The organism is Vibrio splendidus (assembly GCF_001557875.1).
GTDB classification, from domain to species: domain Bacteria; phylum Pseudomonadota; class Gammaproteobacteria; order Enterobacterales; family Vibrionaceae; genus Vibrio; species Vibrio splendidus_F.
The window spans coordinates 1525811-1541330 of the sequence record NZ_LNRF01000001.1; the positions used below are offsets into that span (position 1 = coordinate 1525811).

Sequence of the window (15520 nt, forward strand, 5' to 3'; positions counted from 1 at the left end):
AATCAGTAACAACGAAACCTAATATCGATAGTCGGCAGTGGCGCAGCCCAAGAAAACTGCTGCCGGCTATCACCCTAATTAAATTGATGATTAGTTTTATATTTAGATCAGGAGAAAGTCATGGAAAATTGGACAACCGTATGCAACACACGCGACCTAACTCCAAACGGGGGAATTTGCGCAAAAGTAGACGACAACCAAGTGGCTATTTTTTACTGCAAACGCAGCGACACGCTTTATGGGCTCTCTAATTTCGACCCTATCGGCAAGGCGAATGTGATGTCACGTGGTATTATTGGCTCACTAAGCGGAGAGCCTTACGTGGCCTCGCCCTTATACAAGCAGCATTACCACTTAGAGACTGGCGAATGTCTTGAACAACCCGAGCTCAAGCTCGTGAAATTTGAAGTTCGCAAGCTAGGAGAACAAGTTCAAGTTCTCGCGCCGCTTGCTATCGCCAGTTAACTAAACGCCGACATCATGATGCAAACGCTTTATAGGCGTAAGCAATTTCGGCATAGGTTTTAGCCACATTAATGCGTTCGAGTTTCAAAAGTAACGCAGATGCTAAAACCGGGTAATTTCCAGATTTAAAGGATTTAAACCATGGATAACACAAAATTTTCGCTGCTTTCATTTACGGGTAAGATGAAAGTCTTACACCTAAGTTGGATGGCCTTTTTTATCACCTTTGTTGTGTGGTTCAACTTTGCCCCACTACTGCAAATGGTGAAAACATCACTGGGTCTTTCTACTGAAGAGATCAAAACACTCCTGATTCTCAACGTTGCATTAACCATTCCGGCGCGTGTCGCCATTGGTATGTTGACCGACAGGTATGGCCCAAGATTAGTCTACTCTTCGCTACTCGCTGTCTGTTCAATCCCTTGTTTTATGTTTGCTCTGGCAGACTCTTTCATTCAAGCGGCGATTGCACGTTTCCTATTAGGTTTCATTGGTGCAGGTTTCGTTGTTGGTATTCGTCTTGTGTCTGAGTGGTTCCCACACAATGAACTGGGTACAGCAGAAGGTATTTACGGCGGCTGGGGTAACTTCGGATCTGCAGCAGCGGCGTTTACACTTCCAACTCTAGCCCTAGCGTTTGGTGGGGAAGACGGCTGGCGTTATGCGGTCGGTATCACGGGTGTAATGAGCCTACTGTTCTCAGTGGTGTTCTACAAAAACGTATCCGACACACCAAAAGGGTCTACCTACTTCAAGCCTGCTCAAGTGACCGCAATGGAAGTAACATCAAAGGGTGACTTTTTCTTCCTACTTATTATGAAGATCCCAATGTACGCGGCACTGGCTCTGCTGGCTTGGAAACTGTCTCCATCAGGTATTGGCATGTTGTCTGACATGGCGGTTTACGCTGTATATGCATGTTTAGCTGCGCTGTATGTATACGAAGTGTCTCAAGTTTGGAAAGTAAACAAGAACGTATTTAAAGAAGAAGTGCCTGAAATTCACCAATATAAATTCAAGCAAGTCGCAGTGTTAAACGTGTTGTATTTCGCAACCTTTGGTTCAGAACTCGCCGTCGTTTCTATGTTACCGCTATTCTTTTCGGAGACGTTTGAATTAACGCCCGTTCTTGCGGGTATGGTCGCTTCGGCTTATGCCTTCATGAACCTGATGTCTCGCCCTGGTGGCGGTTGGATTTCTGACAAATTCGGTCGTAAACCAACGCTACTGATACTAACGGCAGGTTTAGCTGTGGGTTACTTCGCAATGGGTCAGGTAGAGAGCACATGGCCAGTATGGTTAGCGGTTGTTGCGGCAATGGCGTGTTCGTTCTTCGTACAAGCGGGGGAAGGTGCGGTGTTTGCAACAGTGCCACTGATTAAACGTCGTATGACAGGCCAAATCGCAGGTATGACTGGCGCTTACGGTAACGTTGGCGCGGTGGTTTACCTTACCGTATTGTCATTCGTGAGCTATCAAACATTCTTCTTAGTGATTGCTGCGACAGCGGTACTTGGTTTTGTGACTCTGTTCTTTATGGAAGAACCAAACGGACAAATCGCTGAGGTAAACGACGATGGCAGTGTCACGCTGATCAATGTTTCGAGTTAGTCCCAGCACTAACATGAAACACTGAATTATTGAATCGGGAGTGGTACTAAGGTGTGTTTCACCACTTTGGTACTGCGTTCAAAGGCTCTAGGTTCACTAGGGCTTTTGTTCTTCCTAGGATGTTCTCTCAAGGACCTGAGAGAAGACCAATTAAGAAGAAGAGCAGTTATGACAATTTCATTCAACCAAGGGCAAGTCATCACGCCAGAATCTAATAACCAGTTAACGCTCAAGTTTGGTGGTTATTCGAATAAAGGCATCCGTGATGAAAACCAAGACGCCATCATTGTAAAACACCCTAAAACTCGCGCGGAGCAAGAGTTGAAAGGCAGTGTTGCCTGCATAGCAGACGGCGCGAGTTGCAGTGAACACGGCCAGAAAGCCAGCCACACCAGCGTGATGCAGTTTATCGACGACTATTACGCAACGCCACAAAGTTGGAGCATTCAGCGCTCGGCTCAGAAAGTCTTAAAGTCACTCAACTCTTGGCTCTTCAATACCTCTGTTTCTAATATTCATTCCGCACAACAAGTTAACCACAACGCCCTAGTTTCGACTTTCAGCAGCGTGATATTAAAATCAAACACCGCGCATTTATTCCATGTCGGTGACAGCCGTATCTACTTATTAAGAAATGGTGAATTGCGCCAACTGACACGCGACCATACGCGCAAGAATATGGGGCAGAAGCATTACCTAACACGCGCCTTAGGCATGGACAACCAACTCAACGTTGACTATCAAACACTTCCCATCAAGAAAAACGACTGCTTTATCCTGACATCTGATGGCGTACACGAGTTCGTTTCTCCCAACACGTTCAAGGAACATATCGACAAACCCGGCGTTGATTTCGAACACGCTGCACAAACGATCTGTAATACCGCTTTAAGTCACAACAGTTCAGACAACGTAAGCTGCTTGATTGTGCAAGTTAACCACCTACCTAAGCCTTCGCTCATTGAATTCCATGAAAAACTGGCTAAACGTGCCATCCCACCCGCTTTAAAACTCGGGCAAAGTATCGACAACTTTATGGTACTTGAGGTGTTGTATGCAGGCACTAGAAGCCATGTGTATCGTGTGATGCAGAAAGAGACACAAACCGAGTTCGTGTTGAAGGTCCCTTCTGTTCAATATCACGATAGTCCTTCGCAACTCCGAGCGTTCTTTAATGAACAATGGGCGGGGCTATTACTGCACAACAAGAAAATCATGAAGGTTTACCCAACGCCAGAGCACTCGCAATTCTTATATCAAATCTGCGAATGGGTCGAAGGTATCACGCTAAGACAATGGATGTACGATAATCCAAAGCCGTCACTCAATGAAGTGCGTGAAATCTTAGAAAAAATCACGCAAGGTATTCGAGTATTACAACGCGCAGACATGGTGCATCGAGACTTAAAGCCCGAGAACATCATGATTCAACGTGATGGTGAGATAAAAATCATCGACCTTGGTGCAGTGTTAGTGAGGGGCCTTGAAGAGGGAGAGCTCACAGACAAGGACGACACACCATTAGGCGCGGTCAATTATATTGCACCAGAAACCATCAAGCACAATACGGCGACCACTAGTTCAGATTTGTTCTCTATCGCAGTGATCGGCTATGAAATGCTAACGGGTACATTGCCCTACTCTGAGATGACCGCACAATCGCTTAATCAATCTCGTCACCATCGGTGGGAATATCAACCGATCACACAAAAACGGTCTGACTTACCAAGTTGGGTGGATTTGGTGTTACAAAAAGCCTGTGCGGAATCGCCAAGCGAGCGTCATCAAGTGTTGGGGGATTTTGTGGCAGACCTTTACACACCGAACCAAAGCTTGGTGAAAAGCAAAGCCAAGCAACCTTTAATAAACCGAAACCCAATCCAGTTTTGGAAAGTGTTGGCCTTGTTGCTCGGCATTGTTGCCATTGTAGAGTTTGGCTTATTGCTTAGTTCTAACTAAACCTTAAGATCAAGCTAACCGCGTTTAGCCTCGTTTTACTAAGCTTCTTGGCACTAACTCAATGCCAGCTTGATAGCGTTTAGCTGATGCGTTCAAAGCAAGTGCAAAAGCACTATCGGCAATGACTTCAAATTGCTGCGGCAGTGAGTGAACCTTAAAAGGTAAGAAGTCCAATAAACGGTTATCACCAAAGGTTGCCAGCTTTACTTGCTTGATCAGTTCAGGCTTTTCGACCATTACATCCAGTACACCTTCTAACAAGGTGTAAGACATAGTGACAATGGCATCAGGGACTGTACCTTTAGCAATCCAACCCTCAAAAACCTCACGTCCAGATTCTCTGTCAAAGTGTTCACCATAACCCACAACCATCGGCTTGTTTTCTGTTAACCCTGTTTGTTGAGTATGTGCTTTGTTCGCTGCTTCAAAACCCAACTGACGCTCACGTGAAATGTTCAGATCAGGTAACGCGCCGATTAAACCAACACTATGGATGCTGTCATCAAGAATCGAGTGAGTCAGCTCAAATGCGGCTTCGAAATCTTCACTGATCACACACGCAAAGTGCTCATCATCTAACGGACGGTCAATCGCGATTACGGGTGTACCTGAGTTTTGCAGCTTCAAGTAAAACTCATTGGCGTCTGGCATTGAGCTCGCCACCAGCAAAGCATCGATACGACGACTCACTAAAGCTTCGGCTACTTTGCGTTCGGTTTCTGCATCATCATCAGAGCAACCAATCAAAATCTGGTAGCCCACTTTACGTGAGTTCTGCTCTATCAATTTAGCTAAACGCGCGTAACTGCTGTTTTCGAGATCAGGAATAATCAAACCAAATGAACGGCTATTACCAGCGCGCAGCGAAGAAGCAGCATGGTCTGGACGGTAATTATACTCGTCGACAACCGCCATGACTTTTTGCTGAGTCTTTTCACTAATTCTGTATTTCTGCGCCTTGCCGTTGATGACATAACTGGCCGTGGTTTTCGATACTCCAGCCAATTTAGCAATTTCATCAAGTGTCATATGGGTGACCTGTATTTTGTGCGTAGGATCATATAACCAATGATCTGATCCTCGGATTAGTTGAATTATATGCTGAATCGATTCAGTATAAAAGCTGAAAGGATTCAGCAAAATCTGAAAAGTGACTTCAATCATCCTTTTGTATGGATTGAGCGTCATTTGTTGTGATTCAACTTCTCGTTATTAACGAAACTTAAATTACGACACGCAGCAAAACTATTTTGAGAACCAAAATCGGCTTTGCTGAATTTTTTTACACCGAATGCTGAACCGATTCAGCTAAGATAGAACAAAGAGCAAAGCAACGAGTTAAGCTCCATAAATCTTGCTCTAGACTGAATCGTAGCGATACACAAATTCTCAAGCGATACGCTAAAGAGGCACCATGCTTAAATTATCAAAATCTGACATCACTCTCGGTCAAACGGCCGATGACAAATTCAAAGCTATCCAGAACATTGCTGGCGACCTAACCGCGAAAGGCTTAGTTGACTCTGGCTACGTTGAAGGAATGCTGAACCGTGAAAACCAGAACTCTACGTACCTAGGTAACGGCATCGCGATTCCTCACGGAACCACTGACACTCGTAGCCTAGTAAAAGAGACTGGCGTAGCAGTACACCACTTCCCTGAAGGTATTGATTGGGCAGACGGCAACCGCGTTTACGTGGCAATTGGTATTGCTGCTAAATCTGACGAGCACTTAGGCATCCTTAAGCAGCTAACAAAAGTGCTGGCGGCAGACGGTGTTGAAGAGAAATTAAAGCAAGCGAAATCAGAAGACGAAATCATCGCTCTACTTAACGGCGAAGTTCAGCTTGAAGCCGACCTAGACGCATCTTTAGTTCAGCTACTGTTCCCTGCAAGCGACATGATTCAAATGTCGGCAGTCGCGGGTGGCCTTCTTAAGAACACGGGTTGCACTGACAACACATTCGTTGCTGACCTAGTAACAAAAACACCGACTCACCTAGGCCAAGGCCTGTGGTTGTTGGGCAGCGACAAAGGCGTAACTCGCACTGGCGTATCGTTTGTTTCAACAGCGAACCATTGTGAATACGAAGGCACACCAGTGAAAGCATTGGTAGCATTCGCCGCTTGTAACAGCGCACACCAATCAATTCTGGCTAACCTAAGCAAGATGGTTTTCGAAGGTAAACAGCAACAACTGTTAACTGCGGATGCAGCACAAGTGATTGGCCTTCTGAAAGGTGAAGCGGTTTCTACAGCATCTCAAGACGATGACAACTGCGCAGTATTCAAAATCAAAAACGCGCACGGCCTACACGCTCGCCCAGGTGCAATGCTGGTAGCAGAAGCGAAGAAATTCGAATCAACTATCCGCGTATCAAACCTAGATGGTGACGGAAAAGAAGTGAACGCGAAGAGCTTGATGAAAGTAATCGCACTTGGCGTTAAACACGGCCACCAGCTTCAGTTTGTTGCCGAAGGTGATGATGCAGCACAAGCACTTGAATCGATTGGTAAAGCTATCGCTTCAGGCCTTGGCGAAGGTTAAGGAGTCGATATGTCTGATAAACAAATCAAAGCCGTTACCGTTACGCTAAACCCTGCCCTAGACCTAACAGGTGCTATCGACGCTCTGAATGTCGGCTCAGTTAGCCTAGTAAACAAAGGCTCTCTGCATGCAGCAGGCAAAGGCGTAAACGTAGCCAAAGTACTTTCAGAGCTTGGCGCAAAAGTTACCGTAACAGGTTTCCTTGGTCGCAATAATGAAGAAGCCTTCTGCCAACTGTTCGAACAGATGGGCGCAACGGACCGCTTCATCCGTGTTGATGGCGCAACTCGTATTAACGTGAAACTGGTAGAGAATTCAGGCCAAGTTAGCGACATCAACTTCCCTGGTGTTCCTGTTAATGCTGACGCTATCAAAGCGTTTGAAGAAACTTTGTTAGAGCTTGCAGAAACGCACGATTACTTCGTGATTGCAGGCAGCTTGCCGCAAGGCGTATCACCAGAGCTTTGCGCTTCTTGGGTACAACGCCTGCGTGACCTAGGTAAAAAGGTCTTGTTCGACAGCAGCCGTGACGCACTTAAAGCCGGTATCAATGCACAACCATGGTTAATCAAACCAAACGATGAAGAGCTGTCTCAGCTGTTCAATGCCGAACTAACCACACGTGACCAATGCCAACACGCAGGCCAAGCCCTAAGTGAAAAAGGCATCGATAACATCGTGGTATCACTTGGCGCTGAAGGCGTGATGTGGCTTAACCAAGGTGAATGGCTACATGCTCAGCCACCGCGTATGCAAGTAGTAAGCACAGTAGGCGCAGGTGACACATTGGTTGCTGGCCTATGTTGGGGTCACATGCAACAGATGCCAAAACCAGAACTTATTAAATTCGCAACCGCCCTATCTGCTCTAGCAGTTTCACAGGTAGGTGTGGGCATCACCAGCCAACAAGAGCTGGATTCAGTACTACAAAATATCCAATTACAGTCGCTTAGTGCTCCAACTATCCAGTTAGACACAAGCAAATAGGACAAAAGGTTTATTATGAATATTACCATTATCACAGCTTGCCCTAGTGGCGTAGCAAACAGCATCATCGCAGCAGGCTTGTTAGAGCAAGCAACAAAAGCACTGGGTTGGAACGCCGCTATTGAATGTCAATCAAGCGTGTTACCTGAATCTCCAGTATCACAAGACGCTATCGACAGCAGCGATGTTGTGGTTATTGCAGCTAACACAAACGTTGATAAAGCACGTTTCGTGGGCAAAAAAGTTTACCAAGCAGCTATCTCTGAGTGCACTGCGGATGCAAAAGTATTTCTAGAGAAGGCGGCAGCAGAAGCAACAGTATTAGACGCTTCTCAAGTTGAAAAAGCAGTTGCTGTAACTGGTACGTCAGCAAATACTTCACCAGAAACAACAGGCAGCAAAAAGATCGTAGCAATTACTGCTTGTCCAACCGGTGTTGCACATACCTTCATGGCAGCTGAAGCGCTTGAAGCAGAAGGTAAACGCCTAGGTCACCAAATCAAAGTGGAAACTCGCGGCTCTGTAGGTGCGAAGAACCAACTGACAGACCAAGAAATCGCAGACGCTGATCTGGTTATCATCGCTGCTGACATCGATGTTCCTCTTGATCGTTTCAATGGCAAAGCGCTATACAAAACGACAACGGGTCCTGCGCTTAAGAAAACAAAGCAAGAAGTTGAGAAGGCCTTTGCTGAAGCTAAGCCTTACCAACACACAGCATCTTCAAATTCAGCACCCACTGACGAGAAGAAAGGCGTGTACAAGCATCTAATGACAGGTGTTTCTCACATGCTTCCTGTAGTGGTTGCAGGTGGTTTGATCATCGCTCTTTCTTTCGTATTCGGTATCGAAGCGTTTAAAGAAGAAGGCACACTAGCAGCGGCACTGATGACTATCGGTGGTGGCTCTGCATTCGCACTGATGATTCCTGTTCTTGCTGGTTTCATTGCATTCTCGATTGCTGACCGTCCGGGTCTGGCTCCTGGTCTAATCGGCGGTATGTTGGCTAGTTCAACAGGCGCAGGTTTCCTAGGTGGTATCGCAGCGGGTTTCATAGCGGGTTACTCAGCGAAGTTCATTGCTGACAAGGTTCAACTTCCACAATCGATGGAAGCGCTTAAGCCTATCCTGATCATCCCGTTTATCGCGAGTTTGTTCACTGGCCTTGTGATGGTTTACATCGTGGGTGGTCCTGTTTCTGGCGTGATGAGCGCAATGACAGACTTCCTAAACAACATGGGTACGTCTAACGCGATTCTTCTGGGTGTTATTCTAGGCGCAATGATGTGTTTCGACCTTGGTGGTCCTGTAAACAAAGCGGCTTACACGTTCGGTGTTGGTCTACTGGCTTCGCAAACTTACGCGCCAATGGCAGCTATTATGGCAGCAGGTATGGTTCCTGCTCTAGGTATGGGTCTTGCGACTTTCCTAGTGAAAGACAAGTTTGAAGCGGGCGAGCGTGAAGCAGGTAAAGCATCATTCGTTCTTGGCCTATGTTTCATCTCTGAAGGTGCTATTCCATTCGCAGCGAAAGACCCAATGCGTGTTATCCCAGCTTGTATGGCAGGTGGCGCACTAACTGGCGCTCTATCAATGATGTTTGGTGCACAACTAATGGCTCCACACGGTGGTCTATTCGTACTACTGATTCCTGGCGCTATCTCTCCAGTTCTTATGTACCTAGTGGCAATTGCAGCGGGTACAGCGGTAACTGGCTTTGGTTACGCAGCTCTTAAAAAGATGAGCGACTCTAAGGCAACTGCAGAGGCTTAATCCCCCTACTCTGTTTAGATGACAAACAGAGACTCTTGATAAACTGTTCCTTGAAACAGAACAAAGGCTCCTCAATTGAGGAGCCTTTTTATTATTCGTGCATTTTCCGGTCGGAATGAGTTAAGTACAATATTGGTATATTTGATTAGCTACTTAGCGTTTCTTCAAAGACACCCAGCTCACGACCAAGCCAAATCGCGCGTACTGTGTGATCCAAAGTTTCTTCACCGCCAGTTACCGGGTGAATAAGCACCGACATATCGCCGCGTTCTTGCTCAAGCCACTCAACAATACCCGACTCTTTGTTAGCAAAGTGAATCTCAAACATCGGCATCTTATGTGGGCCAACCAAACGCTGGATTAATGGGAAAGTCTCTAACACATCTTTACGTTCTGAGAGGATTTTCTGACGCAGTGTTTCTGCCTGCTCTGCAAATCGCAAAGGGAAATAGATATGACCGTGGTACATGGCACCATCCTTTAGAATTATGATGCGAACAGTTTAACCTGCTTTCTCTAGCAAGGACAGCTAACCAATGGCAGCCGAAGTATTAAACATCATGTAGAAGACTGATCTAGCTGATAATTTCTAGAACATTGCGACAAAAACGCCACACGTAATCTAAGTGTGGCGTTTGTATCTAGGCTATAAAATGCCTTAGCAAGAGTTAGCGTTAGTAAATTGAATTAACATTCAAAGGGCTGTTCTTTGGTTTCTCTAGTTTTAACTGTTCAACCGCACTAAGACCTTTAGAGCTAATTCCGCCACTATAAGACTTAGAGCCATCAGCATTAGTCATTGAGGTTTCGCCCACGTTCCAAGCAACAAAGAAGTCACTTAAGTCATAGTTTGAAACATAAGAAGCGCACACCATCATTAAGTCTCCACCAGAAAGCCCAGTCTCGCTAGCACTACAATAGTTCGTATTCGAGTCGCCTTCTCTATCGCCTCGCGCTTTACGATGCATTAGCTTGAACATATTCCAGCCTTCATCTTCACCATACACATCAGATTGGCTTGCGCCGCGTGTATACCAATCATCAATTGCAAAGTTCGATTTCGCCCAGATTTTTAGCTGACCAAACATAACTAATCGTAAACCTGCATCACCATGCGACCACGCATGTTCATTATTAAGCTCCAACCATTTAGGCGCTTTCTTAATATCCGATTTAATGCGATCCATTTCAGGGTTTGCATTGCGACCCTCTAACTCCTGCATATACAACGCAAGAAGGTTATTGGTCACTTCTGTACTACCAGCCGCTAAGAAAGGAGCTGATGCTAAATTATGACCAACTTCATGCCACAACAGCCAGTCATTAACAGGGTTGGTTGGAATGTATGTCCGATTTGCATTAAAGCTTGAGTTCATCACTGGGTAGCCAGAGTGAGCAGCACCAATCGAAATCTGCACGTCATTCACAAAACGATGGCGGAACGCCTTCAGTTCTGTATAAGTGAACCTACGGTGTAAACCATCGCTTTGTTTCCCATCACGCCCGTAGAAGTCACTTGCCGCTTCGGCGAATCGATTCATATCTGTTGCGAATTGGTTCAAATCAGTGGATTCTAGATTCCTAATTGGGGTCGTATAAATAAATGAACCCGTATCGATTTCTGCAATTGGAGCCTCTGCCGATTGAATAGAGTTAATCCACTCTCCCTCTTTCCACCAAGCAGCTTTTAAGGCGCCATCGATGTTAAACGAGACTGCACCAAACTCTTTTACTTTCGGTTGAATGTAAATAAGGCCGCCATATGGAACCTTGAAGGTTAAGTTTGAACCGTCGTACGCATAGTTAGTTTGCATACGCGGAGGGCGCTTCAAACTGGTTTCATGATTCGGCTTACCTGTAAGGTCATCCGCCATCATCACAGTGATCGTTGCAGCTACACCATCACTAATAGTCACATTTTGAAGCTGAGGAGCCCATAAACCTGTCGATTGATTGTTCCCAGCCGAATACGTGACGCCCTTGCCATCAGCTTGGATAAGAACCGAACTTGACGAAGATGCTCCTGAAGTTCGACCCGGATACATTGTAGTATCAACAACGATTTCATGATCCCAAAATGAACGCCCCAACATGATACGAGTCAGAGGTTTCTCCATGTAATTTAATGGATAGCTAGGATTCAACTGCCCAGATAACTCACCTTCACCATGAATCATTCCATTAGCGACTAACGACGCTTTTAGGTCAACAGGACACTGTGCATCAATTGTGTCTGTTTGATGTAAGCCTTCGGTATAACAGTTAAGGAACTGAACAGCTTGCTTGAACCCTAACTCATCTTGTATGTCTGATTCAAAACGGTATGCGTTGTCATTCCACATCCAAACAGACAGGTTATCAAACGCTTGATTCAATTCGCTGTTAGACAGACGCTTACCTTGAGTGCCTTTCGTGCGATAGTAAACCTCGTGCTCGTAGAGCGCTGTAAAGTTAGAACCCAAGTTCGCTGCTTTCACCATACTGTCGACAACGGTTTTACTCACTTCATAGCGATCGAAATCGGCTCTATGATAAGCACCGCGAACAGTCACACCGTCTCCAGAACGAGTCTCTATACAGTTAAATTCGTATTCATACTCGTTCTTACAAAGCTCAGTGCCAACGAATGCCGACTGCAGTTCTTTGATCGCCGCTTCACGCTCTTCTGCCGATTCAACAAAGATACGTGCGGATTTGGTCTCCATGACTGGTACTCCAGACTCATCAAGCACTGGTTTCCCTTCAGGGTCTAACTTAGTAACCTCATAAGTCGGGATTTCAAACTTAATCTTGGACTCATCCTTGATCCACTCAACCGTACCATCTTGATTTACCGTGAATGGAGGCTCTCCTTGGTTATCTTGGAAACGCTCAAGAACCACCATTTCCTTTTCGCTCTTCACGTGAAGATTTGGATATGGAGCTTGGCAGTAATAAGAGCTACCGCAGAAAGCTTGGTTTGTCGGCGTAACGTTTTCACCACCAAGAGATACACCTGCGGCATCTGCCAAGCGTCCAATAGGTTCAGGGTTTGTCGTTTGAATCGCATCCATAAATAAGATATTGCCACCGTTATTAACATAGTTGATAAGAGCGGTAATATCGTCTTGGCTTAAGTTCGGGTTATCCAAGTCAGCAACAAACTGGTTAGTCATGCCATCTTGAATCAACTTAGGGGGATATGCCTGAAGGATCAAAATCGGCGTAGTACTCGCATCCAAACCATCAAAGTCACCTGAACCACGCTTTTCTACTGATGCAAAACCATACTGAGGACTAACAAAAAACGTGTACTGCTTACCCATTGTGGAGTGGTGATAAGCCGAATAAGCTTGGTCAATATTGGTGACTGCACTCATCCCAGCAATAGGCAGACCATTATTGAACCACTCAAACAAGTTCGAGAAAAACAACCTCATGCTGCCTTGGTCATCATGCAGTAGGTTTTCGAACGTCGAAACAGTGCACTGTTGTTTGTTGCTATCGATATGCAATGTTCGATTGGCCCAATAATTTTCAGGGCATGACAGAATACTTGGATATAAGCCATTACCCATGAACACGACTTTACCTTTGCCTATCTCGCCTGCTGTAACGAATGGAAAACCATAAGTCGCGTTGTCTTCAGAGACTAAAGGAACCGGAGGCATAGAAATACTTGGGTGTTGTGCGATGTAAGGCTTACCTTCACGAGTCCAGGCCTGTTGCTCACCAAAGTAAAGCTCACGGTTTTTATCAGTTCTTGGCATCATCACAGGGAATGCTCTGTTCGATATGTTCAGAGCTCGCATACCACGGGTATACCCCGTCGCACCGTAAAAACTACCATTGTCATTGAAAACATGGAATGTGGTGACGTTGTGGAAGATTTGCTGCAGAGACTCCGTAACATACTGACCAGAATCCATAGATAAAACGGCAGGTTGACGAACATAATCCATAAACTGAGGCGTTTGGCGCAGCTGCTCATCGATTACTGCCGTTAACCCTTGGCTAAACTGACCAACAAACTCATTAGGAAGTTCAAAGTCTGTACCCTCTATTAATCCCCCATTTGGCAGAGTTAGGTTAATCAGTTCATTTATAACGTTAGGGTACTTTGAAAAGGTATCTTGGACTTCTTCAGATATCTCATAATGACTGAGATGATCAACCGCGTAGCGCTCTAGTAATGACTGGATATTCGCTTTCTCAACCACATTATTGGTCACATCAGACAATTTATAAGCAATCTGATTACCCGTAATGGAGCCAAACTCAAACGTATCAATACCAAAAACGATTCTGTCGCCCCACAGGTACTCAAAGATTCCCTCTTCATCCGTCACGCCCGTCGCGTTAGCCGAAAAGAAACTGATCCCAGAAATCGCTTTACCACTAGCGTCTGTAAGCTTACTGCGAGTTAACACCTTACCTTCAATACTTGGCTTATAAGCATAGGTAGACTCTGCGTCTGCAGAAACAAAACCAGCGTTAAGGTTATTGTCCGCATTAGGGTCAACCGCAGGAACAACAGTTGTGTCTACGTGCGAACTAGGAGCCTTACCTACTTCATCTGTAGACTCTTCTTCTTTCGATGAAAAGTACGCATCAACAGCATCTTGATCATCAAGTTGCGAAAACACATCCTCAATATCAAAAGCATCCAGTTCTTTTAAACAGATAGCACTTTCAGTCTCACAAACATCAATTGATTCGAGTACCTTAGTAACGTTGTCTCCATGTAACTCTGTCAACTCAAATGCCGCATGAAGCGCATCATTTGAAATCGTGCTTTCTGTAACTTCAGGGAAAGGAGCCGTGAAATCACCTAAAGTAAGGTGACCTAAGGTACAACTAAAACTCACGCCTTGTTTAACACTGAACGTTCCGTTTTCAAGGTGAACACCGTCACAGTATACATCTCCAGACACAAACGCCCCGCTCGACAACAGTGAACCGATGTAAGTTTTTGGGGGGATAATATCTGTTGGTGGAATAATGTCAGTCGGCGGAAGAATATCCGTTGGTGGAACAATATCTGTCGGCGGAAGAATATCCGTTGGTGGAATAATGTCTGTTGGAGGAACCGTATCAGGGCCATTACTATAGCTTAGTGAGTCGTGATTACACCCGGAAAGAGCCGCGGATATGATAGCCAGCGCAATTAAGTTTTTTTTCATTGAGCGAAGTTGGTCGTAATTTTAAGTGGACCGTTATCTTATAGATTTACTGCATCTCGATGACTATTGTTTTTTGTCTTAACCACAAAGACCATTTCTCATAAGTAATTGAATAAGATAAATAAAATGATAATTGAGACTCTCATTCCAATTGCAAAACCTCTCCCTACCTTAAAACAGAAAAACGCCATATCTCGGTCGAGATATGGCGTTTCTACTCAATAGCTCTTAGCCAATTTAGTATCACGTAAGTATCGGCACAACTGCATCACAATATTAAACATCACCCCCACCAAAAACAGCGTGATCACAATGCTGGCGCCACTCGGTAAGTCATAATAAGCCGACACCGCTAAGCCCGATAAAATACCGACAGTGCCAATCCCAATACTCGCGATAAAGAACTGAACACCTTTATACGCAGCTGCACACAACGCGGGAATCACCAGTAACGCAAACTCCAAATATATCCCAGTCAGCTTTACGGTGATCGGCATCAAAATAGCAAAGATAAGATAAAAGCCACTACCCTGCATAAATTCAGGCTTTACGCTAATCAACACCAACATCGCGGTCGTGATTATTGCCAATGGCCAGACATCATCCCAGGTAGACCACAGTAGCTGCCCGTTGAGAATCCCTTGAATAAAATCGGCACCATGAGGATCTTTGCTTACCAGTAATATCGCCAATGACGCCGACACAACAAATAAACTACCAATCATTGGTTCTAAGTGTTGTTTGTATCGCTTTTCCATTAACGCAATTAATCCGCACAGCAATAATGACATAACCCACGGGCCAATCATCTCTGCAAACCAAGAGCCGCTAAACAGTGCATATCGGCTCAGCCAATACTGACTCAAGGCAGCGCCAAGGGCAGCCACTTGCGCGACAGCGAGATCAATAAAGATGATCTGACGCTTGAGAACTTGCTCTCCAAGCACGATGTTGCCGACTAATGCAATTAATCCACACAATACTGCAGGTGCCAACCAACCATATTCAATCAACA

General features: G+C 45.3%; 10 protein-coding genes. 6 read left to right on the forward strand and 4 right to left on the reverse strand.

Going from position 1 to position 15520, the window contains the following annotated elements:
* The first annotated feature begins 120 nt into the window (after positions 1–120).
* The 3 genes from nirD to ATB74_RS06475 all read left to right on the forward strand — a co-directional run bounded on the left by nirD (position 121) and on the right by ATB74_RS06475 (position 4035).
* A complete protein-coding gene (gene nirD, locus ATB74_RS06465; RefSeq protein ID WP_061017370.1) occupies positions 121–465 on the forward strand; it encodes a nitrite reductase small subunit NirD in 345 nt (114 codons plus the stop codon).
* A gap of 141 nt (positions 466–606) precedes the next feature.
* Positions 607–2076 carry a NarK family nitrate/nitrite MFS transporter gene (locus ATB74_RS06470; protein WP_061017372.1) on the forward strand — a complete coding sequence of 490 codons (1470 nt, stop codon included), beginning with the start codon at positions 607–609 and terminating at the stop codon, positions 2074–2076.
* 168 nt (positions 2077–2244) lie between these two features.
* Positions 2245–4035 carry a bifunctional protein-serine/threonine kinase/phosphatase gene (locus ATB74_RS06475; RefSeq protein WP_061017374.1) on the forward strand — a complete coding sequence of 597 codons (1791 nt, stop codon included), beginning with the start codon at positions 2245–2247 and terminating at the stop codon, positions 4033–4035.
* A 24-nt stretch (positions 4036–4059) separates the two neighbouring features.
* On the opposite strand, the gene cra is transcribed toward ATB74_RS06475, so the two are convergent.
* Positions 4060–5064 carry a catabolite repressor/activator gene (gene cra / locus ATB74_RS06480; protein WP_061017376.1) on the reverse strand — a complete coding sequence of 335 codons (1005 nt, stop codon included), beginning with the start codon at positions 5062–5064 and terminating at the stop codon, positions 4060–4062.
* 385 nt (positions 5065–5449) lie between these two features.
* Here cra and fruB point away from each other — a divergent pair, with 385 nt between their 5' ends.
* Genes fruB through fruA form a run of 3 tightly spaced genes read left to right on the forward strand, consistent with a single transcriptional unit; the run spans position 5450 to position 9343 of the window.
* Positions 5450–6583 (forward strand): fused PTS fructose transporter subunit IIA/HPr protein, encoded by a 1134-nt coding sequence (gene fruB, locus ATB74_RS06485; protein ID WP_061017378.1) that lies wholly within the window; start codon positions 5450–5452, stop codon positions 6581–6583.
* A 9-nt stretch (positions 6584–6592) separates the two neighbouring features.
* Positions 6593–7570: a 1-phosphofructokinase gene (pfkB, locus tag ATB74_RS06490; RefSeq protein ID WP_060981510.1), complete on the forward strand. Its 978-nt coding sequence runs from the start codon at positions 6593–6595 to the stop codon at positions 7568–7570.
* A gap of 15 nt (positions 7571–7585) precedes the next feature.
* Positions 7586–9343, forward strand: a complete 1758-nt coding sequence (gene fruA, locus ATB74_RS06495) for a PTS fructose transporter subunit IIBC (protein ID WP_061017379.1) — start codon at positions 7586–7588, stop codon at positions 9341–9343.
* Between the two features lie 145 nt (positions 9344–9488).
* Here the strand turns inward: fruA and ATB74_RS06500 are convergent, their stop codons facing one another.
* The 3 genes from ATB74_RS06500 to ATB74_RS06510 all read right to left on the reverse strand — a co-directional run bounded on the left by ATB74_RS06500 (position 9489) and on the right by ATB74_RS06510 (position 15518).
* On the reverse strand, positions 9489–9812 hold the full coding sequence (locus tag ATB74_RS06500; RefSeq protein WP_052880068.1) for a DOPA 4,5-dioxygenase family protein: 324 nt from the start codon (positions 9810–9812) through the stop codon (positions 9489–9491).
* A 205-nt stretch (positions 9813–10017) separates the two neighbouring features.
* Positions 10018–14505, reverse strand: a complete 4488-nt coding sequence (locus ATB74_RS06505) for an SslE/AcfD family lipoprotein zinc metalloprotease (protein ID WP_061017381.1) — start codon at positions 14503–14505, stop codon at positions 10018–10020.
* A gap of 218 nt (positions 14506–14723) precedes the next feature.
* Positions 14724–15518 carry a metal ABC transporter permease gene (locus tag ATB74_RS06510; RefSeq protein ID WP_061017758.1) on the reverse strand — a complete coding sequence of 265 codons (795 nt, stop codon included), beginning with the start codon at positions 15516–15518 and terminating at the stop codon, positions 14724–14726.
* Positions 15519–15520 lie beyond the last annotated feature (2 nt).

Bases quoted from the DNA above. Each gene is read 5' to 3' on its own strand.
- ATB74_RS06505 (WP_061017381.1), bottom strand. From the start codon at position 14,505: ATGAAAAAAAACTTAATTGCGCTGGCTATCATATCCGCGGCTCTTTCC.
- fruA (WP_061017379.1), top strand. From the start codon at position 7,586: ATGAATATTACCATTATCACAGCTTGCCCTAGTGGCGTAGCAAACAGC.
- fruB (WP_061017378.1), top strand. From the start codon at position 5,450: ATGCTTAAATTATCAAAATCTGACATCACTCTCGGTCAAACGGCCGAT.
- nirD (WP_061017370.1), top strand. From the start codon at position 121: ATGGAAAATTGGACAACCGTATGCAACACACGCGACCTAACTCCAAAC.
- ATB74_RS06475 (WP_061017374.1), top strand. From the start codon at position 2,245: ATGACAATTTCATTCAACCAAGGGCAAGTCATCACGCCAGAATCTAAT.
- ATB74_RS06500 (WP_052880068.1), bottom strand. From the start codon at position 9,812: ATGTACCACGGTCATATCTATTTCCCTTTGCGATTTGCAGAGCAGGCA.
- ATB74_RS06470 (WP_061017372.1), top strand. From the start codon at position 607: ATGGATAACACAAAATTTTCGCTGCTTTCATTTACGGGTAAGATGAAA.
- cra (WP_061017376.1), bottom strand. From the start codon at position 5,064: ATGACACTTGATGAAATTGCTAAATTGGCTGGAGTATCGAAAACCACG.
- pfkB (WP_060981510.1), top strand. From the start codon at position 6,593: ATGTCTGATAAACAAATCAAAGCCGTTACCGTTACGCTAAACCCTGCC.